At 49.3% G+C, this 21,042-nt stretch carries 16 protein-coding genes and 2 pseudogenes; 12 read left to right on the forward strand and 6 right to left on the reverse strand.

The genetic code is table 11. From position 1 onward, the window contains the following. Window positions 1–7: 7 nt before the first annotated feature. The 6 genes from BGL48_RS13095 to BGL48_RS13120 all read left to right on the forward strand — a co-directional run bounded on the left by BGL48_RS13095 (window position 8) and on the right by BGL48_RS13120 (window position 8,853). Window positions 8–2,011, forward strand: a complete 2,004-nt coding sequence (locus tag BGL48_RS13095) for a hypothetical protein (protein ID WP_069363049.1) — start codon at window positions 8–10, stop codon at window positions 2,009–2,011. A gap of 172 nt (window positions 2,012–2,183) precedes the next feature. After that, a complete protein-coding gene (locus BGL48_RS16575) occupies window positions 2,184–3,281 on the forward strand; it encodes a M23 family metallopeptidase (protein WP_069363050.1) in 1,098 nt (365 codons plus the stop codon). Window positions 3,282–3,644: 363 nt separating this feature from the next. Next, complete coding sequence (locus tag BGL48_RS13105; RefSeq protein ID WP_069363051.1) at window positions 3,645–5,474, forward strand: M4 family metallopeptidase; 1,830 nt, start codon at window positions 3,645–3,647, stop codon at window positions 5,472–5,474. Window positions 5,475–5,742: 268 nt separating this feature from the next. After that, window positions 5,743–6,477 carry a substrate-binding periplasmic protein gene (locus tag BGL48_RS13110; protein ID WP_069363052.1) on the forward strand — a complete coding sequence of 245 codons (735 nt, stop codon included), beginning with the start codon at window positions 5,743–5,745 and terminating at the stop codon, window positions 6,475–6,477. Window positions 6,478–6,543: 66 nt separating this feature from the next. Further along, window positions 6,544–8,094 carry a methyl-accepting chemotaxis protein gene (locus tag BGL48_RS13115; protein ID WP_069363053.1) on the forward strand — a complete coding sequence of 517 codons (1,551 nt, stop codon included), beginning with the start codon at window positions 6,544–6,546 and terminating at the stop codon, window positions 8,092–8,094. 27 nt (window positions 8,095–8,121) lie between these two features. Next, on the forward strand, window positions 8,122–8,853 hold the full coding sequence (locus tag BGL48_RS13120; protein ID WP_069363054.1) for a substrate-binding periplasmic protein: 732 nt from the start codon (window positions 8,122–8,124) through the stop codon (window positions 8,851–8,853). Between the two features lie 66 nt (window positions 8,854–8,919). Here the strand turns inward: BGL48_RS13120 and BGL48_RS13125 are convergent, their stop codons facing one another. From BGL48_RS13125 to BGL48_RS13140, 4 genes are all read right to left on the reverse strand, one after another. Further along, entirely contained in the window at window positions 8,920–9,687 is a 768-nt protein-coding gene (locus BGL48_RS13125) for a substrate-binding periplasmic protein (RefSeq protein ID WP_069363055.1), read from the reverse strand. Window positions 9,688–9,751: 64 nt separating this feature from the next. After that, window positions 9,752–10,807 (reverse strand): efflux RND transporter periplasmic adaptor subunit, encoded by a 1,056-nt coding sequence (locus tag BGL48_RS13130; RefSeq protein ID WP_069363056.1) that lies wholly within the window; start codon window positions 10,805–10,807, stop codon window positions 9,752–9,754. Then, the gene (locus BGL48_RS13135) at window positions 10,804–14,112 is read right to left on the reverse strand and encodes an efflux RND transporter permease subunit (protein WP_069363057.1); all 3,309 of its coding nucleotides are present in this window, start codon (window positions 14,110–14,112) and stop codon (window positions 10,804–10,806) included. The genes BGL48_RS13130 and BGL48_RS13135 overlap by 4 nt, the downstream gene beginning before the upstream one ends. Window positions 14,113–14,224: 112 nt before the next feature. Then, a complete protein-coding gene (locus BGL48_RS13140; RefSeq protein WP_069363167.1) occupies window positions 14,225–14,518 on the reverse strand; it encodes an ArsR/SmtB family transcription factor in 294 nt (97 codons plus the stop codon). Window positions 14,519–14,761: 243 nt separating this feature from the next. On the opposite strand from BGL48_RS13140, the gene BGL48_RS13145 reads away from it, so the two are divergent. The 6 genes and pseudogenes from BGL48_RS13145 to BGL48_RS13165 all read left to right on the forward strand — a co-directional run bounded on the left by BGL48_RS13145 (window position 14,762) and on the right by BGL48_RS13165 (window position 19,616). Beyond that, window positions 14,762–14,953, forward strand: coding sequence for a YgaP family membrane protein (locus BGL48_RS13145; RefSeq protein WP_069363058.1), 192 nt, complete (start codon window positions 14,762–14,764; stop codon window positions 14,951–14,953). A 10-nt stretch (window positions 14,954–14,963) separates the two neighbouring features. Further along, window positions 14,964–16,664, forward strand: a complete 1,701-nt coding sequence (locus BGL48_RS13150) for an FAD-dependent oxidoreductase (protein ID WP_069363059.1) — start codon at window positions 14,964–14,966, stop codon at window positions 16,662–16,664. Between the two features lie 193 nt (window positions 16,665–16,857). Next, a pseudogene (locus BGL48_RS16640) lies at window positions 16,858–17,952 on the forward strand (PAS domain S-box protein); the annotation flags it as partial. A gap of 375 nt (window positions 17,953–18,327) precedes the next feature. Next, window positions 18,328–18,600: a methyl-accepting chemotaxis protein gene (locus BGL48_RS16645; RefSeq protein WP_369801978.1), complete on the forward strand. Its 273-nt coding sequence runs from the start codon at window positions 18,328–18,330 to the stop codon at window positions 18,598–18,600. Window positions 18,601–18,737: 137 nt separating this feature from the next. Next, window positions 18,738–19,163: a YeeE/YedE family protein gene (locus BGL48_RS13160; RefSeq protein ID WP_069363061.1), complete on the forward strand. Its 426-nt coding sequence runs from the start codon at window positions 18,738–18,740 to the stop codon at window positions 19,161–19,163. A gap of 15 nt (window positions 19,164–19,178) precedes the next feature. Further along, window positions 19,179–19,616 (forward strand): YeeE/YedE family protein, encoded by a 438-nt coding sequence (locus BGL48_RS13165; protein WP_069363062.1) that lies wholly within the window; start codon window positions 19,179–19,181, stop codon window positions 19,614–19,616. Between the two features lie 64 nt (window positions 19,617–19,680). On the opposite strand, the gene BGL48_RS16650 is transcribed toward BGL48_RS13165, so the two are convergent. Together BGL48_RS16650 and BGL48_RS16655 are read right to left on the reverse strand one after the other, a co-directional pair. Further along, on the reverse strand, window positions 19,681–20,247 hold the full coding sequence (locus tag BGL48_RS16650) for a methyl-accepting chemotaxis protein (RefSeq protein WP_255377419.1): 567 nt from the start codon (window positions 20,245–20,247) through the stop codon (window positions 19,681–19,683). Then, window positions 20,221–20,979: pseudogene (locus BGL48_RS16655) on the reverse strand (PAS domain-containing protein); the annotation flags it as partial. The gene BGL48_RS16650 and the pseudogene BGL48_RS16655, both read right to left, overlap by 27 nt. Window positions 20,980–21,042 lie beyond the last annotated feature (63 nt).

The following is a 21,042-nucleotide window of genomic DNA, read 5'->3' on the forward strand; positions in this document are numbered from 1 at the left end:
TTGATTTATGCCTGCGATTACACCGGCCTTTAAAGTGATAGATGGTTTCTCTCTCTGTGCCACTGACACAGAGCGCCTTGATGTATTCTTTACCTACCTGCGTGAGGGTGCGCCCGAGTTAGCAGAGTTGCGTCTTGAGCAGCTTGTCTTAGCGTTAGCCAACTCCCCCTCTCAAGCCGCGCTCTTTGCCAATAGCGTGTGCAATGAGGCCAAGAAAATAAAGCTATCGCCGGCGTTTGTGCAGCTGGGGATTTTCTCTAAAAACGGCCTTGTGACTGACATTTTTCGTCGGCTTTATAACAAAGTGAATCCGCCGCCTAAACGCTGCAACGACATCAATGATCTGCTCAGTTACTTTGTCGGTGGTGAAGATAAAGCGTGGGTAAAGGCCATCTCTCATAAGTGCTGGTTTAAGCTATACCGTCTACTAGTCAAAAACGCCGCCCCGGAAGCAATCCGCTCAACCGGAGCTTATATAAAAAGCGAGTTGTGTTATTCGCTAGAAATGCTGTCTATCTGGATCGCCGCCGAGGAGCTTGATCCTGAGCTACTTCGGATCGATCGCCGTTTGAGCGAGGTCGATTCCCCCTTCATCGCTCTACAGCGTGAAACCCATCAACTCGTTAATGCGATTAGATACGATACGTTGGATCCCAAAGACAGGGCACATTTTTGGGTGATGATTGAGCAATGCCAGCAGCAGGTCAAGCGGATTCGAGCCCGTGGTATCAACCAAATGGGCTTCTCCGCGCACGCTTCACGTATGCTTGAGCGCTTGGATCAAACATTAAACCGCATGGTGCTGTTGATCCAAATTCTTGATTTTCGTCACCCGCATCAAAAGGCACGCTGTGTATTCAACCTCTGGCGGCAATTGCTTATTTCGGTGACGGAACGCAACAGTGTGCGCGCGATTTATCGCAAAAGTACCCGCACGTTTGCTCAGAGTGTGACACAAAACAAAAGCAATCACGGCGAGCACTATATCGCCAAAACCAAAAAAGATTACTTTAAGATCCTGCGCGGCGCTTGCGGGGCTGGAGTGATTATTGCCCTGTTAGCATGGGTAAAAATGTATATCGAGACCCTGCAATTATCACCACTTAATAATGCATTGCTGGTCAGTTTAAACTACGGTGTCGGCTTTATGCTGGTGCATATTTTGCACTTTACCATTGCTACCAAACAGCCGGCGATGACAGCCGCAAACTTTGCCGCGCACGTAGAAAAGAACAAAATGGGGCGTACGCGCAGCAAAAAACTCGCGCGCCTGCTGATTAATGTAAACCGCTCTCAATGGTTTGCGGTATGGGGAAATATTACCGCCGCAATTACTATGAGTGTGCTGGTGAGCCTGGTGTTTAGCCACTTTTACCACAGCCCGCTACTCAGCAGTGAGCAAGCGGCCTATCAAACCTCAGCCATTCATCCGATCCATGGTTTAGCCTGGCTTTACGCTGCTATCGCCGGGGTCTGGCTGTTTTTGTCGGGTATTATTACCGGCATTCTTGATAATCGGGCGGACTACATTGAGCTCAAAGATCGCTTAATCGGCCATCCATTATTCCGCCCAATCTCGCTTCAACGACGAGAGCGGATAGCACTGTACATCCATCAAAACTATGGTGCATTAGGCGGTAACTTTATTTTTGGTGTGCTTTTAGGCATGACAAGCTACGTCGGCTATCTTATTGATATTCCGCTTGATATTCGCCACGTGGCCTTTTCTTCTGCCCACGCGGCCTATGCGCATATGAGCGATTACTCGTCGTGGTTGTCTGTCTTATCCAGCCTGTTTTTTGTGTTGATGATTGGCTTTATTAATCTGTGGGTCAGCTTTGGTCTCGCATTATTCGTTGCGCTGCGCTCGCGTAACTGTGAGTTGGATATGAAGTCGGTAAGAACCGCGGTACTGACACAAATCAAGCAGCACCCTTCTAGCCTATTTTGGCCTAAAGACCCAGCGCCTATGGCCAAACCGCAAGGTGCAGGTCAACGCCGTGCGCCATAAAACCTAACGCGTTTGTCGCTGGCCAACGGATGGCCGGCATCACACCTTTAGCTTTCCGCCCTGCGCTCATTTCATTGAGGCTTTCTACGCACTCGCAGATCCACCAAAATGACTAGAAACAAATGCAAACCATGCCACGCTTACCTTTCATTCACTGAAAGGAGAAGATACCATGAAACGTCTACCCTTCCTTGCTATTGCATGCCTCATTGCTACCTCACCGGCTGCGAAGGCGCATACCTTAATGGCTAATCACGCTCAATTACGCCCGGTCACCACACTCGAAAATGTCAACATAACTAGTCAGAAACTGACTGAGTCGGATCTGGTTTTCCAGCCACGTCGTCATCCGTTCAATATCGAACGTTTTTTACGCGCCCAACTGCCACATTGGCAGCCAGTGAGTGAAGCAATTATGCACTGGAGTGGCGCGTCAGGCATCGACCCGCGTATATTAATCACCACCTTGGTCACCAATGAACCAGCGTTCGCACAGGCGGTGACACTCGATAGGATAAGTGAGCTTAAATTGCAGCAAGCTGCCGAGCAAACGTCGGCTACCCTCTCATCCTTGCTGTATCACTCCCAACCACCATCGACGCAACACGCAGCGCATGTATTAGTGAGCGCCCTGGATGATCCTAAGGACTGGCAAGTCTGGCAGACGCGTTATAAAGCGTGGTTTGGCGGTCAAAAGCCCTTAGGGCAGCAACGGCGCGCAACGCGAAGCTTGGCGCTGCCAAATGAGTTTATGCAGTGGCCATGGCGGCAAGGGTACGCTTGGATACCAAACGGCCCTCATGCTCATTCAGGCTCTGGGTATCCTCTCTCTTCAATCGACGTGTCGTACGACTGGCCCCGCTGGGGAAACACCACCTATAGTGTGACCGCCGCACATGATGGTTATGTCACTGTGCTATCTCGTTGCCAAGTAAGAGTCACTCACGACAACGGCTGGGCAACCAATTATTACCACATGGACGGTATTCAAGTACGTAATAATCAATGGGTTGATAAAAATACCAAAATAGGCACCTATGCTAGCCAGCGCTCGGTCGCCTTATGCCAAGGCGGCTCATCAACCGGCCCCCATTTACACTTTTCTCTGTTGAAAAACGGGCGGTTCACCTCTCTACAAAACAAGAGCTTGGGCCGTTTACAAATACAAACAGGCCGCTATAGCTATGATGACGATTGCCGTTACGCTTGGTTAACCAACACCCAAACAGGTAATAAAACCTGTTTATGGCGACGCATCAGCAACCCCTAGGCCAATAATGACAACAAGGTCACTTGTTTTGTGGCCTTCACCTCTTTTCTTGTTGGCATGCGTATTCATCAATAATGCGGTCAATCTCTCATAAATAAATAGTCATTTATTCTGTAAAGAATAATGGTCACTCATTAGTAATTAAGCCGCACTATTGTAAAATAAGCTAGTCACGCCACGTTTTCTATTTGATTATCGTTTGAAACACGCCTATGTCGTAATTCTCTGTTTACGCGACAAATTGTAACAAGCTTGTAAATGATTCTATTGATAGGCCACGTTAAAGATGCGAACCGACATGGTCGCCTTCCTATTGTGCAGTTGGGAAGAAAGGAATCTTTCAACAACAATTAGGGCAATAAAATGAAACTCTCTAGATTAACTTGGCTTATCGCCTCTAGCGTTGTCGCTAGTACTCCGGCAATGAGTGCCGAACTGGTTAATATCACTGATGATGCCATGCTAAGTCAGGTATTAGATCAACCCGCTGGCGTTTACGCGCCATCAGGTTCACAAGCCAACCCACTAGGGTTTAAAGAAGTGAAGCGCGTCACTTTGCCAAATGGCAAAGTCAAAGTGCGTTATCAGCAAACCTATCAAGGTGTACCCGTTATTGATACCGCTGTCGTTGCGACAGACAAACAAGGACAGCGTAGCGACGTCTACGGCACGATGGCGCAAGGTGTCGCGAACGATATCACCTCTGTCTCACCCGCGCTCAACAGCCAATCTGCCTTAGAAGCCGCTAAAGCCGCTTTCACGCAGAACCAGCAAACCATCACCGCAGCGCCATTTGAAAACGAGAATACACGTTTGGTCGTCAAACTAGACGATGAGCAAAACGCCCAGCTCGTCTACATCGTCGATTTCTTTATCGCTGGAGACGATCCAAGCCGTCCTTTTTATATGATTGATGCCGACACAGGTGAGATCTTGAAGCACTGGGATGGTATTAACCATGCTGCTGCCGTTGGAACAGGCCCTGGTGGGAACGAAAAAACGGGCCAATATATATATGGCACGGACTATGATGGCTTGCCTATCGATAAAACCGGGACCACGTGTACGTTAGAGAACGACAAAGTGAAAACGGTCGATTTAGAGAACGGGACAACAGGCAGCACTGCCTTCACCTACCCGTGTACAGATAGCAGTAACTACAACGACGAAAGATATGTTAACGGCGCTTACTCTGCACTGAACGATGCGCACTATTTCGGTAACGTTGTTTTTGACATGTACCAAGATTGGATGAACACCGCACCCCTGACGTTCCAGCTCACTATGCGCGTGCACTACGGCAACGATTACGAAAACGCATTCTGGAATGGTCGCTCAATGACATTCGGGGATGGTAAATCAACCTTCTACCCACTCGTCGACATCAATGTGAGCGCCCACGAAGTAAGCCATGGTTTTACTGAGCAAAACTCTGGCCTTATCTATGCTGACATGTCGGGCGGGATCAATGAGGCATTTTCTGATATTGCCGGTGAAGCTGCTGAATACTACATGCATGATGAAGTCGATTGGGTGGTCGGTGCCGACATCTTTAAAGGCTCTGGTGGGCTGCGCTATTTTGACCAACCCTCACGCGATGGCAAATCCATTGACGATGCCAGCCAATACCGTGACGGTATGAATGTGCACTATTCTAGCGGTGTATATAACCGTACTTTCTATCTCCTCGCTAACAAAGCGAACTGGGATGTTCGCAAAGGTTTTGAAGTATTCACCACCGCGAACCAACTATATTGGACCGCCAGCAGCACATTCGACCAAGGTGCGTGCGGCGTAGTCAAAGCCACGAAAGATCTAGCTTACAATGAGCAAGACGTGATCGATGCATTCAATACTGTAGGCGTCGATGCCAGTTGTGGTGACAACGGTGGAAACGTGCTCCAGCCCAACCAGCCCGTTACCGGTTTAAGTGGTGGGAGTGGTAGTGAAACCTTCTTTACATTCACTGTCGACAGCAGCCGCAACGTCAATGTCGTGATGAGTGGTGGTACGGGTGATGCCGACCTTTATGTAAAAGCAGGCAGCCAACCTACTACTAATAACTGGGACTGTCGTCCTTATGACTACGGCAACGATGAAACCTGTCGTATCAGTGCTCAAAAAGGTACCGAGTACCACGTTATGGTGCGAGGCTATCGGAGCTACGCTAACGTCAGCCTTGAGCGTGATTAATCACTCCCTGACGAGCCGCTGTTAAAACAGCGGCTTTTTTGCCTACCCAAAAGCCAAAAACAGCTAGGTTTATAGACAAAATCAGACGTTGCCCTTTTCTTTCCGGCGAGTCACCGTCTTCCCCTCCTCTGGCCAGACTAGAAAATTGTTTATTTTCATCACATTATGACGATAAAAACGCATATTTTTCGACAAATAAACGATCACTGCACCCACCTATTTTTATCTCGTCTACTCTTATAAGAACGATGAATAAATTGGAGGCATTATGCTCAAGCATCTGTTCGCCATCGTTTTCTCGGCCCTTCTTCTAGCAACACCAGCTCGAGCCGATGTTCTCACCATGCCATCTCTCGAATGGCCGCCTTATTCTGGCAAAAATTTGCCTGATCAGGGCGCATCAGTGGCGGTGGTGCGTGCGGCGGTGCAAGCCATGGGGCACGAGCTTAACGTCGAATTTTACCCGTGGTCGCGCACCGTGTATTTGGTCAAGAATGATGCGCAGTACGCTGGCTATTTTCCAGAATATCATTACGAGACAGACGAACTGGTTTTCTCTGACCCCATAGGAACTGGTCCGCTCGGGTTCGTTGAAAACGTCAATCAGCCTATCGAGTGGTCAACCCTTGATGATCTTACTCAACATACCATTGGTGTGGTGCGTGGCTATGTCAACACGCCAGAGTTAGATGAGCGTATTGCCAACGGCACACTTAAATCGTCTGCGGTCACCAGTGATACGCAAAACTTGCAAAAGGTGGGACGAGCAAGGATCCCGCTAGCCGTGGTGGATGCTAATGTGCTGGACTATCTCAAAGAGAATGATCCTGCCCTTAGTGCTGTTAAAGCCAATCTACAAATGAACAAAAAGCTCTTGGTTGATAAAAAACTCTATATTGCGTTTGCCGACAATGCCGAAGGGCAGAAATGGCGTGACATCGTCAATCAAGGGCTCAAGAAAATCGACATTGAACAGATAATGAAAGAACACCTAGGTGAATAGTTTTCGCGTTAGGAGAACAGTGGCCGCAGTTGGGCCGCATGGCAATGTAAACGGAAGAGTAGCGCTATGTTTAAGAGTCTAAAAGCAATATTTGTTACTCAAGTGGTTATTGCTGTTTCTGTCGTATTGGGTATATCCAGTTACATTGATTACCAAAATACCAAGCAGGAGCTGAATAGCGCGCTTGAAACCACGGTGGAAAACGCCACTAACCGAATGAATCTGAGCTTACCCAAGGCGATCTGGGATTTTGATCTTGAAGCAGCCAAGCTATCGATTTCCGCTGAGTTAAAAGCACCTGATATCAAGGCGGTTCGAATACTGGATAATCAAGGGTCTGCCATCGTTTTTCTACGCCTCGGCCCCCTCAATGATGAGGGACAACGCCAGCCGAAAGACATTGGCGACGGCGAAAAGTCGATGTACGAATCCATGCCCAACGAAGAAAGTGAGCTTTCATTTACCGAGTATGGTGAAACCAACAAAGTGGGGACTCTGCAGGTATTTTATAACACAGACAGATTAGAGGCGGAGTTATCCGATACCCTCACCCGAAGCCTGATTGAGCTGCTAGTGCTCGATCTTGTGATGATTGTGTTCCTGATTTTGGCATTGACCGCCACCGTGGTTAAACCACTCAATGATTTAACGTTGCGCGTGCGAGAACTCGCCAGTGGGGATGGCGATCTCTCCACCGTGATCCCAGCCCCGAAATACAAAGAATTCGCCCAGATCACTGAGCATATTAACCACTTTACCGCTTCGTTGCGTGAAATCGTCAATGAAGTGACCCAAGCTTCTATCAACCTCGCTGAAGTCTCGGCAGAGAGTGGACAAATGGCACGGACGAATGCGGAGCGGTTAGAGCAGCAGAAACAAAGTCTCTCGACGGTTGCCGCCGCCGCTACGCAGATGAATCAATCTATTGCCACCGTCGCTGATACAGCAAACGATGCGGCGACTCGTGCTGCAGGTGCCACGGATCTGGTTAACCAAGTGTATGGGACGATTGAGAGTTCAGCCTCTGAAATCATTAATATGCGTTCAGAGATGGAGAATGTGAATGCGGAAATGCATAAACTGCTCGAGGAAGGTGAAAAGATTTCTGATGTCGTCAACGTTATCAACGATATCTCTGAACAAACCAACCTCTTGGCGCTGAATGCGGCGATTGAGGCGGCGCGCGCTGGCGAGCAAGGCCGAGGCTTTGCGGTGGTGGCTGACGAAGTGCGTAGTCTTTCAGTCAAAACCAGTGAATCTACCGAGCAAATTCAATCCAACATCAAATCCTTGAGTGAGGCCACTGAATCGGTAGAAAAAGAGATCAAACGCATTGGTAGTATCTTAGAAAATACCGCCGGACGCGTGTCTGAATCACAAGAATCAGTCAGTCAAGTGCGCGAAACCATTACGGATATTTCCGAGCGTAGCGGACAAATTTCGCAAGCCACTGATGAGCAACGTCAAGCCATTGATGAAGTCAGTCAAGCAATCAATGAGGCCTCAGAGGCAACCAATTACGTCACTGAGGGTGCACAAGAAAACGCCGCACGCACCGACAAAGTACTTACCCTGAGTGAAGACATCAAAGTACAAATGGAGAAATTTAAAACCTAATCAAAGGCATAATAACAAGGAGAAGACATGCAAAAGCTGGTTATCGTTAGTTTGGCAATACTCTTACTGGTGCCTAGCACAATGGCGAGAACGCTAACAGCGGCGCAAGATCCGTGGCCACCCTTTGTGACCACTGATCCTGACAGGCCAGGTATTGCTATCGAGCTTGTCAAAGCAGCGATGGCTACCCAAGGCTATGAAGTCGACTTTAAAAATATGCCATGGGCGCGTGCGCTTGATGCCGTTCGCAATGGCAGTATCGACTTATTGCCCGCCACTTGGCATACCGACGAACGCACTCAGTATCTGCGTTACAGCAACCCTTATATGAGCAACCAACTCGCCTTTATTAAACGTGCTGATGACAACTTTCAGTTCTCTGATTTAAATGATCTAGAGGGTAAAGTGGTCGGGGTTGTACGGGGTTATGGCTACGGCGATGCATTTTTAAATGCGACGCATTTTGATAAACCTGCGGCCAACAACTTAGCGACTAATTTGAAAAAGCTGCTCGCCAGCCGTATTGATCTGACCTTGGAAGATAAGATCGTCGCCCAATCAGTGATGCAAGAAGAAGGGATTGATAGTCTCCAGTTTGCCTTTACTGACCAAGCGCTTTCAACCAATCCTTTATATGTCACCAGTGGCAAAGCTAACCCCGACAGCCAGATGTTTATCAATGCCTACAACAAAGGGCTAGAGACGATTAAAGCGAATGGCACCTTTGAAAAAATCCTGAAAAAATACGGTGTTGATTAATATTTTGATGATCGAAAAAGAGGTGTCATTGCACCTCTTTGTCACCGAGCTAGTAAAGCCGATCTGCTATTTTATATAAGCATCCAAGACAGCTTGTAGTTTTCCAGATTCACGCATTGACTCAAATCCAGCATCCAGTGTGGCTTTTATTTCCATGGCTTCTGGGTGCTCACGCGAGATCATCATGTGAAACTTATCACCCATGTTGCCGGGAATAGGCTCAGCTTGCATACCGCCGGCGAGATAATCCGTGCCTTTGGCCACTTTAAATCCAGCCAGTATTTCATATCGCGCTAAGAATACATCACAGCGCCCTGCTTCCGTTTTTTGCACTAACTGCTCGAAGCTTTTTGCCGACTTTCTTACTTTACTGTCATCGACACCAAAACCTGTGTAGTTATAACCCAACAACCCACACATGCGGAGGCCGTTCAAATCATCTACTGAGCTTATATTTAAGCCGTTTGGGTTCTGACTTGTCGAATAAATGTAACTGGGCTGCAACGTATAGTAATAATCGGTAAGAAGGTAATTCTTATCCCGTTCTTCGTTGTACGAAGCACTGAGAGCGATATCATAGTTACCGGCTTTTGTTTGTAGTACACAACGTTTCCAGGGAGGCATTTCTACTGAGACATCAACGCCCTTATCGGCAAATATCGCGTTGAGCACATCAACATCGTAACCTTGGATTTGGTTACCTTTTTTATAGTGAAAAGGCGGCCACCCTGCCCCGTCACCACAGACACTGAGCGATGAGGTATCAAGTGCTAAAGCCGGACTAGATAATAGTGAACCAGCCAGTACTGTCGCAGAAAGTATCGCTATCTTCATAATGAACTCCTTTTAGGAAAACTCACCTTAAGTATTGATGATATTCACTATAACGCGACCTGAATCACTGTGTTTTTTTAGGATTTATGATTAACACTTCACCAGGCTTTAGCCCCTTACGCACGCGCCCTTGCTGTGTAAGCGATACCAGCCGTGTTCTCACCTCACCCGCGTCAAGCACCTTCACATAGTTAAGTTGTCCAATTTGATAATACGCATTGCTCGGTAGATAAAGCACTGGCTCGGCTTTTTGTGACACGGTCACTTTTGCAAACATTCCTGGTAGCAAAGTATCACTCGCCTCCGTGTTTGGCAGTGTCACGGCAACACGATAACTGCGTGACGTGGCATCGGCAGCCGGTGTCACAGTGCGCACCAAGCCCGTAAGGGTTTTTTCATAGGTCGGGAGCGTAACCGTTAACGATTGACCGATGTCGACATAGGGTAACGCAGATTCCGCCACATTGACCGTCGCTTCGATACTTTCAGGGTTGTACAGGGATAGCAGCGCCGCACCCGGTGTCGCCGTATCCCCTTGGTTGATGATTTTATCGGTGATCAGCCCTGAAAACGGCGCGCGCACCAGACTAAAGCCAAATTGGGTTTCAGCCTCATCCACCGCAGCAAGGGCACGACGGTATTCAGACTGCGCCGTTTTTAAGCGATTCTCCGCCTCATCGAATTGAGATTGTGGCACCAGCTTTTTCGCCAACAAGGTCTCCATGCGGCGGTAGTCACTGCGCGCGGTATTCAATTGCGATTGCGCCGAGGCCAAGGCTTGTTGCACTTGGCGAACTTTGGCACTGAGATCGGCATTATCCAAACGCAGCAACACATCCTCTTGCTCAACGCGGTCGCCGACATCAACCAGCACTTCCGCAACGGTTGCGGTCATTCGCGCCGCTAAGGTTGCCGTCTGTCTTGCCTCCAACTGGCCGGAAAAAATGCGGGTTTGTGGCTGTTCGACTGCCTCAAGCGTTAGCGTCTCAACGTTGTCCGGTGTCTCGTTCAATGTCGAGACGGGCGCGACATTCGAGGTAAACACCCCAGCCATCACCAAAAACAACACCAATAGCCCAGTGCCTAGCACCAGTGCGAGTACGCCTTTTTTTGCCTTCATGCATGCTCTCCTTCTACTGATAGGCCGTGGGTGGGATGATTTTGATACGCAAGGTTGTACACCACGGGCACAACCAGCAAGGTAAACACGGTAGACGCGGCAATACCGAAAATAATCGCCCAGGCTAACCCATTAAAAATCGGGTCGAGGGTGATAATCACATTCCCCAATAAGGTGGTGCCGGCGGTCAGCAAAATGGGCCGCATTCGCACTGCGCCCGCTTGTACTAAGGCTTCACTCAGCGCCATACCTTGAGCGAGTGACTGTTGAATAAACTCAATCAATACCAGTGAGTTGCGTACCACAATCCCCGCCAGTGCAATCATGCCAATCATCGCGGTAGCGGTGAACAGCGCCGGATTTGGATAGCCGCTGATTTGACCGCTCAAACCATTGAGCAACCAAAAGCCTGGCATGATGCCAATCACAGTCAGTGGAATTGCAAGCATAATAATGCCTGACACCGCCGGTAGCCCGGTTTGTATCAGCATCACTATAAAGACGCCCAGCAGTGCCGCACCATAGGCAATCCCCAGATCACGGAAGACATCAATGGTGATCTTCCACTCTCCTTCACCACTCCATACCACCTCGATACCCTCATCAACTTGCCAGCCATCACCCGCGCCATTATCCAGATAACTACGCGCGGATAGCGGGCGAGTACTGTCCGACTCAGGTTGATTAAAATCAGCCATCATATCGGCGACTACCTCGCCCGGTACCCTTCCAGTGGGTTCGGCATACACATACACGACGGGGCGTAAATTCTTATGATAAATAGGCTGATCAACCGGTTGCCGCTCAAAATGGCCGAGTTCACTCAACGCGACCAGCGGCTGCGGCGCATCCACCAAGGCACCTTGTACCGATTGTTTCGCCACCCCTGCGCGACCACGTACATGCAGTGCGAGCAACGCATCAAGCTGATCACGGGCGTCCGCTGCAAGTTGCAATGTGACGGGCAAAGGATCCATTTCATCGGCGTCGGCCAAATGGGCCAGTGTCACCCCTTGGTTTGCGGCCCTGAGCGCTTGGTTAATATCGGCCACCGCAACACCTGACAAGGCGGCTTTTTCTTGGTCTACGACAAACTGCCAGCTCGATAGAGGTCCTTGAACACTGGTGCTCACTTCTGACACCAAGGCTTCACGCTTTAATCGCTCGGCCACCTGAGTCGCTTGCGCTTGCAGGGTTGAATAGGGCGTGCTTGGTGAGCCATACACTTCGGCGACAATGGTTGCCAGCACAGGCGGCCCTGGTGGCATTTCCACTAATTGCACCTCGGCATCATATTTTGCTGCGATGGCTTCTAACTCATCACGCATGCGTGTCACCAAGCCATGTGATTGCAACGTACGCCGGTGCTTATCCACCAGCACTACCCGCAGTTCACCTTGGTAAGGCGCATGACGAGTAAAGTAATGGCGCACCATGCCATTAAAATCCATCGGTGAAGCGAGACCGGCAAAGCCGGATACCGATACCACCTCGGCTTGCGTTTGTAGGTAACGGTTCATCTCTCGCAGCGCATTGGAGGTATCGACATGATTGGCGGTTTCCGGCAAATCCAGCACCACCTGGAACTCGTTTTTATTGTCGTACGGCAACAGCTTAAGCGGCACGAGGCGCAACGCAGGCAACAGGGCGGCAATGACAAACAACACGCCCACTATCCACAAAAACGCTTTAGCGCGACGATTGTTTTCCAACAATGGCAGCAACACGCGCCGATAGCCACGGTACAGCGGCGTGGTCTCAAGGCGATAGTCATCACCTTTATTGGACGCGCGAACAATTTTTTTGGCCAGCCAAGGGGTGACTAAAAACGCCACCAAGGTACTGATCACCACACTGACTGGCACATTGAATGCCAGCGGTGCCATATATGGCCCCATCATGCCGGTGATAAAAAACATCGGGGTGAACACAATCACAATCGCCACGGTCGACATGATCAATGCGCGTTTGATTTCTAACATCGCCAGTACAATCGTGCGGCCACGCGGCTTGTTATCATGGGTCAGGTGCCGTTCAATGTTGTCGATACTGGCAATCGGATCATCAACAATCAGCCCCAACGCCAAGATCAACGCAAACAAGGTGACACGATTAATCGAATAGCCAAAGGCTAAATCCAGCCCTAATGCCGCGCCATAACTGATTGGGATCGCAATTGCCACCACTAAGGCACTGCGCCAGTTTAAAAATAAACCAACAAAGACCACCACGGTGAGCACCGCAATACCGAGGCTGGACACCAAGTTTTTCACTTTGGCATCGGCGGTTTGGCCGTAATTGCGAATGATCTCGACGCTTACGCCATCGGGAAATTGCGTGGCGACCAAATGATTGAGCGTGGCGGTGACATCCTCGGCCACGGTTACCGCGTTGGCGCCTTTTTGCTTCGCCACCGAGAGAAACACCGATGGATACGGCTGGCTATCATCGGTCGATTGGATCCACGTATCTGTGGTGGGCTCTTGCGCGCCGTCCGATAACTTGGCCACATCCTGCAGGTACACAGGTTTACCATTCACCACCGCCACCACTAAATGGCGTATCTCCTCAAGGCTTTGATACCACTGGCCGGTTTTTAGTAAATAGCGCTCACCCTGATGCTGAATATCGCCAATATCACGCTTTTGATGGCTCAACGAAAAGGCATTGGTGAGATCAGATACGCTGATCTGATAGCTAGCCATGGCGGCAGGGTCGAGCGTGACCAACACCTGACGCGGCACGCCGCCCACTACCTTCACCGCATTGGTTTCGGGAAGGGCTTTAAGATCCAAGGTCGCCTGCTCGGCAATACGGCGCAGCGCATAATGGTCGAGCTGGTCAGGTTTGTCGCTACGCAGCGCCGCAATCACAATCGGCACATCATCAATTTCCACAGGCTTAATCGCCCACTCGCTCACGGCAGCTGGGATCGCGTCTTGATTGGCATAGAGCTTGTTATACAGTTTCACCAAGGCAGACTCGCGATCTTCGCCAACGTAAAAGCGCACCGTGACCAGCGCGGAACCGGCTTGGGTGGTGGAATACACATACTCCACCCCATCAATTTGGCTGACTTTTTTCTCCAGAGGCTGCGTCACCTGCTTCGCCACTTGCGGGGCACTCAAACCGGGCGCTTGCACCACTATATCCGCCATGGGGACGACAATTTGCGGATCTTCTTCTTTGGGAGTGAGCCACAGTGCTGCCGCCCCCACCAGCAGCGCGAGCACAATGAGGATGGGCGGGAAGAAGCTGTTCATCACTCGGGTGATCAGCTGACCTTGTGGCTGAGCATCTCGCATATTCGATCCTTTAGCTGATGACAGTAACGACAAGAGAACGACAGATAAAAAGGGTGACTGTTAATAAACCTAGCGCATCAACTGGCAATGAATGTGTGCTGACCTCTCAGATTCAGACACAATAGAGCCGCTGTAAGGTGGCGATAATCGCCGCGACGTGGGGGTCATTGAGCTGATAAAACACCTGCTGCGATGACTTACGTACCTTGACCAGTTGATGCCGCTTTAACACACTAAGGTGCTGAGAAAACGCCGATTGACTCAAGCACGACCCTTGCAGCAATTGCCCTACGGAGCGCTCTCCGGCCAAAAGCTGACACAGCACAATTAATCGCTCAGGGTGCGCCATTACTTTCAACATGGTCGCCACTAGAGACGCTTGCTCACGCATGGCAACGATGTCCATATCCGGTACGCTTTCTGCCTCAATCGGCACGCTTGACTCTGCCATCGCTCACTCCTTTTTTGCCAATACCCATAGCTTAGCGCGCCATTTTATTTAGTCAATTCTAATTTAGGTAAATTATTATTAGACTTTTCTAAATACAACTTCTAGAGTGATCCGAGTGCCGACAAACACTGAAGGCGTTCGAGCCAAAGCGGTTCGGTCTGTCGGGTAATCGTATAGATGATGCAAAGGAGTCTTGCTATGACAATTGATAATGGCGTACGCGTAATCGCTGGCATGATGGTGCTACTTTCTGTCGTGCTTACCCTCACAGTTCATAGCCAATTTGTTTGGCTAACCGTTTTCGTTGGCGTAAACCTGATCCAAAGTGCGTTTAAAGGGATTTGTCCGGCTGCCTTTTTCCTGAAAAAACTTGGACTAAGCAACGCTTAATGGAGTCATAATGACCAAAATCGTGATTATTGGCGGCGTCGCCGGTGGCGCTTCTGCCGCTGCTCGCGCCCGTCGTTTAAGTGAAGAAGCGGAAATCATCATGTTCGAACGTGGCCCGTACGTCTCGTTCGCTAACTGTGGTTTGCCTTATCATATCGGCGGTGACATTACCGACCGCAGTAAACTCTTGCTGCAAACCCCGGACAGTTTTCGCGCCCGCTTTAATGTGGATGTGCGCATCAATAGTACCGTCACTGCGATTAACCGCGAGGCCAAAACCGTCACCGTCACCCGTGCCGATGGCAGCGATTATCAAGAAAGTTACGACAAGTTACTGTTAAGCCCAGGTGCGGCCCCGATCATGCCGCCTATTCCTGGCTTAGATAACCCGCTGACTCACTCGCTTCGCAATATTCCAGATATGGATGCGATTCTGCATACCATTGATATGAATAACCCCAGCCATGCGACTGTCGTTGGCGGGGGCTTTATTGGCCTTGAGATGATGGAAGCCCTGCATCAACGCGGGATTAAAACCACCCTATTGGAGATGGCCGATCAGGTGATGACGCCGGTTGACCGCGAAATGGCGGGATTTGTTCATCAAACCATTCGCGATAAAGGAGTGGATTTACGCCTAGGCACAGCGCTGGAGTCCGCCGAGTTTATTCCCACCACGCATGTCGCCAGTGATGATGCCGGCGAGCCGAGTGAGCCGCAACACCTAGAAGGCGCTTTACGTCTGACACTTAACAATGGCGACAAACTGGATACCGAGCTTTTGATCATGGCGATTGGCGTTAAGCCCGAAGTCACGCTGGCGCAACAAGCGGGGCTTGCCATTGGTGAAAAAGGCGGCATTGTGGTCAACAGTACTCTGCAGACCCAAGATCCCGATATTTACGCGGTCGGCGATGCAGTCGAAGAGATTGACTTTGTCACTCACAAGCCGACGTTGGTGCCATTGGCTGGCCCAGCGAACCGTCAAGGGCGCATGGCCGCTGACAACATGCTAGGCAGCACTGAGCATTATCTCGGCACCCAAGGCACCGCTATCTGTAAAGTATTCGATCTCGCGGTCGCCTCAGTGGGCCAAAACGAGAAACAACTCAAGCACGCTGACATCGACTACCAAAAGGTCTATGTTCACGCCGCCAGTCATGCGGGTTATTATCCCGGCGCAGAGATTGTCTCATTTAAGCTGCTGTTTGCCCCGGATACGGGCGCTATTTTAGGCGCACAAGCGGTGGGTAAAGACGGCATTGATAAACGCATTGATGTCATGGCCGTAGCACAACGTGCTGGCATGACCGTTGAGCAGCTCCAACATCTAGAACTCACCTATGCGCCGCCGTATGGCAGTGCTAAAGATGTGATTAATCAAGCGGCCTTTGTAGCAACCAACCTCATTAAGGGTGACGCTAAAGCGATTCATTACCACGAGTTAGGTGCACTGCGTGATGATCAAGTGCTGCTGGATGTGCGTAATGCCCCCGAGCGCGAAAACGGTCAGTATATCGATGGTGATATCCATATTCCGGTCGACGAACTGCGTGGACGCATCGATGAGCTACCCAAAGACAAAGAGATTTTGATTTACTGTCAGGTCGGTCTCAGAGGCAACGTCGCCTACCGCCAGTTAGTCAATCATGGCTTTAAAGCGCGCAATTTAATCGGTGGCTATCGCACTTACAAATTCGCCATCGCCTAACCATTCAGGCACTCCCTATCAAAAAGCACGAGCACCCGTTCGTGCTTTTATTTATTGGAAAATCTCCCCTACCTCGTTTATACCTTAACTATTGTCATGATTAGTTGTAAGGCTTTTAGTCATTAACTTCATGCATGATGTCACGACATCACTCCACTGAGTCTCATTTCCCGTTTTGAGCAAGAGGATAACTATGCTAGGTCGCTCTAACACTCATTTACAAGCACTTGAGCAAGCCATTATCGCCGTTGTCACGATTGATCATCACAATAACATCACCTTTTTTAATCAAGCCGCAGAGGATATATGGGGATACGCCGCGAACGAGGTACTAGGTAAAAACGTGGCAATGCTGATCCCTACCGAACTGCAAGCTGATCATGATAGTTATGTTAACCGACACAGAGAGGGCGGGGAGGATCGTATCGTCGGGCGCTCTCGAGAAGTGCAGCTCAAGCGGAAAGATGGCGCATTGACTTGGGTACAACTGTCGTTATCCAAGATACGTGTCGCTGGCAAAATCCATTACACCGCCTTTGTTCGTGATGTGACCGCGGAACGAGAGGCACGAGAGATGATGACCCAAACGCTCGAGCAAGCGCTTGATGCAGTCGTGTGCATAAATGAACACAACTGTATCACTTTTTATAACAAAGCGGCCGAGCAGTTGTGGGGATACAGCAAAGAAGAGGTTCAGGGTAAGAACGTTAAAATGCTGGTCCCGCAAGCAATTCAGTCTAATCATGATGAATATATTGATAGAAACCGCAAAACCGGCGAAGACAAAATTGTCGGGACGAGTCGAGAAGTAGAAATTGAACACAAAGACGGTCACCTCCTCTGGGGACAACTGTCACTGTCTAAGGTACGTCTGGATAATCGGATACTCTATACCGCATTTGTTAAAGATGTTACGGAAGTGGTAAGACGACGCGAAGAAATGCAATTACTGTCCATGGTCGCTAACGAAACCGACAATGCCGTTGTGGTGGCGAACCCAAAGGGTGAGGTGGTATACGTTAATCGCGGCTTCGAATCTATGTCAGGCTATACATTGAATGAAATGAAAGGGAAAAAGCCCGGGCATGTTTTGCAAGGTAAAGATACCGACCCCCAAACCATACAAAATATCCGCGATCATTTATCACGTTGTGAACCCTTCTATGACGAAATATTGAATTATAATAAGGATGGCGAGCCCTATTGGATCTCCTTATCAATAAACCCTGTTTGGGACAGCCAAAACCAGCTAACCCACTTTATATCGGTACAAGCCGATATTACGCAAGTCAAGCAAACCTATTTAGATTTCACCCGCAAACTGGATGCTATTGGCGGCGCGCTCGTCATTATGGAGATTGACGCGACTGGCAAGCTTGATTCCGTGAACCCCTTATTTGAAGAGGCACTAAAACAGATTGATAAGTCGTGTGACGACGCGTCACGTTCTATTTATCATAAAATTACTCACGAATTAAAAGAAGCGATTGATGAACAAGGGCATGCTTCGGCGTTGATCGAGTTTGATGGTCAACATGACCAACTGGCGATTGATGCGAGAATCTGTGTACTTAAAGATTTATCCGGCAACATACTCAATTATGTCATGTTCGGTATCGATATCAGTACGCGGCGTAAAACAGTCGCAAAAACACAAACATCAATGCAGTCCGTCTCTCAGTCCAGCCAAGAGGTCATGAAAATCATTGATACCATCAACAATATTTCAGAGCGCACTAACTTACTCGCACTCAACGCCGCCATAGAGGCCGCTCGCGCGGGTGAGCTTGGGCGTGGTTTTGCCGTGGTCGCCGATGAGGTTCGTCAGTTAGCCCAAAGCTCTCATCAGTCGAGTAAACAGATTAGTGAATTAGTGGAAAGTACCGTGCAAAGTATTGATGAACTGGCCACCTTGTTGAATGACATAGAGAGCTAGAACGTCGAGAAGCGCAGAGCCAACACTCGCGCCATTTATTCACGCAAAAACTAAATTAGCATTGACTTATGCAAAAATCTCAGTATGCTGCCTGTCTTATTTAATTGTAACCTGTTTTGAGTCATCGAGAGGAAATCATGACGTTCCCTATCCCATGGGATGCCCTATTTGGTGGCATGCTGGTTGGTGCAGCCTGTCTGGCACTATTAGCGCTTAATGGCCGTATTGCCGGGATCAGCGGTATTGTGTCAGGCGCATTGTCATCGAATGTCCATGAAGCACAATGGCGAGGGTTGTTTTTGCTAGGGATGGTCAGTGCTGGCATCTTGATGCCATTTATCGGTTTTGAATTACCTAACGACACAAGCCTTGCGCCTACACTCACACCTATGATTGCCGTACTCGCGGGCTTACTGGTCGGGATAGGCACTCAATTAGGTAACGGCTGTACCAGTGGTCATGGCATTTGTGGCATGGGTCGCTTATCGAAACGGTCAATCGTGGCAACGCTCACTTTTATGAGTGCTGCCTTGATCACTGTTTTTGTTCGTTTACACCTTTAAGGACGTTTATCGCTTATGTTCCGCCTTGTTGCTCTACTCTCAGGCTTTATCTTCGGTGTGGGTATGATGGTGTCAGGCATGGTCAATCCCGCGAAGGTGATTGGCTTTCTGGATGTGTTCGGCCAGTGGGATCCCAGCCTTGCATTTGTGATGGGCGGTGCGCTGCTGATCTTTGTTCCCGGTTACTTTTTGGCCATACGCCAGCAGCAAAAACCCATACTGGCCGATCAATTTTGCCTGCCCAAAACGCGAAAGGTTGATAAAAAACTCATCGGCGGTGCATTACTCTTTGGCACCGGCTGGGGACTCGCCGGACTTTGCCCAGGCCCGGCAATCACGGCCATTGGCTCTGGTGCACTACCGATAAGCTTATTTGTGATTAGCATGCTAGTCGGAATGCGGCTTTTCGCCTACCTTCAGCGGCCACGAGCGCCCTCGCCATTAAACGCTTAAAGAGCGATCAAGGGATGCTGCGCCCTAATTATCCATTTTCGCGATAGGGCGCTAGTATTCCACACTAAGTGGCGAGGCGTTGAACCGTATCTGAGACTTCCTCAGCGCCAGCATAAATATCGCGCATCACGGCTTCCGCTGCCGTAATCTTTTCTCGGCTCTGTTCGGATTCTGCGACGACTTCTTCCATCGACTCACTCACTCCCTGAGTCAATTTTCTATTTTCATCGACAACATTTGCGATTTGCGTTGTCGATTCACTGGTACGTTTGGCCAAACTTCTTACTTCGTCTGCAACTACCGCAAAGCCTCTGCCCATCTCGCCGGCTCTTGCCGCTTCAATCGCCGCATTCAGGGCGAGTAAGTTGGTTTGTTCGGCAATTTGATTGATAGTGGTGACGATCTCTTCAATGCTCTGTGCGTGCTCAGTCAGTTGGTGGAGCTGCTCTGCCGTTGATTGCATTTTTTCAGTGACATGACTCGTAATGTCAACGGCCTCTTTGAGCAAGGCACTACCACCCTCAACATGTTGAAGTGTTGCGGCTGACGAGTGATGAGCGAGATCAGCAGCTTGTGAGACTGCGTGGCTTTTCTGCACGCTAGTGGTGATATTTGAAGCAAATTTCACCACTTTCTCAACACGTCCACTATCACCGAATATTGGGTTATAGGTAGCCTCTAACCAGATTTCGTTACCAGATTTATCACGGCGTTGATACTGCCCGCTTTTAAATTGTCCACTTTCTAGCTCTGCCCAGAAAGCCGGGTTTTTCTCATAAAATTCTGCGTCACAGAACATACGATGATGCTGGCCTACAATATCATCTAATTCATACCCCATTGTGGCTAAAAAGTTGTCGTTAGCATGGATAATGTTGCCTTGAGGGGTAAAAATGATGGCCGCCATTGAACGGTCAAGGGCCGTAAACAAGGCCTCTTTTTTGGTTTTTTCTTGGTGAATCCGCGTCACGTCCGACGCGATTTTGCGGACTTTAATCACTTTTCCGGTCTTGTCTTTAACCGGAAAATAGGTCGCATCCATCCAAATTTCGTTACCATTTTTATGTCGGCGCCGGACAACTCCCTTTTGTCTTTCACCCTGACCGAGCCGCGCCCAAAAATCTCGGTATTCTTGAGACTGCGAGGTTTCGGGAAAACACACTGCAGAGTGATGTTGTCCAACAACCTCTTCAGACTCATAACCGATAATATCCAACAGCAACTGGTTGCAATTAAGGACAGTTCCATCTGTCGAGAATGTAATGGTGGCAACACTCTCTTCAATCGCATCTAGCTCTATCTCTAGATGCTCTCTATTTTTCTCACTCTCGGCAAGCAAACGTTTTTTTTGATTAAACATCATGGTGGCTCCCTACTACCTCTAGGCACATATTTTCCCTCCTTGCACTTCTCATCTGCTGTGGCT

It is taken from the genome of Salinivibrio sp. SS3 (assembly GCF_001722105.1).
GTDB lineage: Bacteria > Pseudomonadota > Gammaproteobacteria > Enterobacterales > Vibrionaceae > Salinivibrio > Salinivibrio kushneri.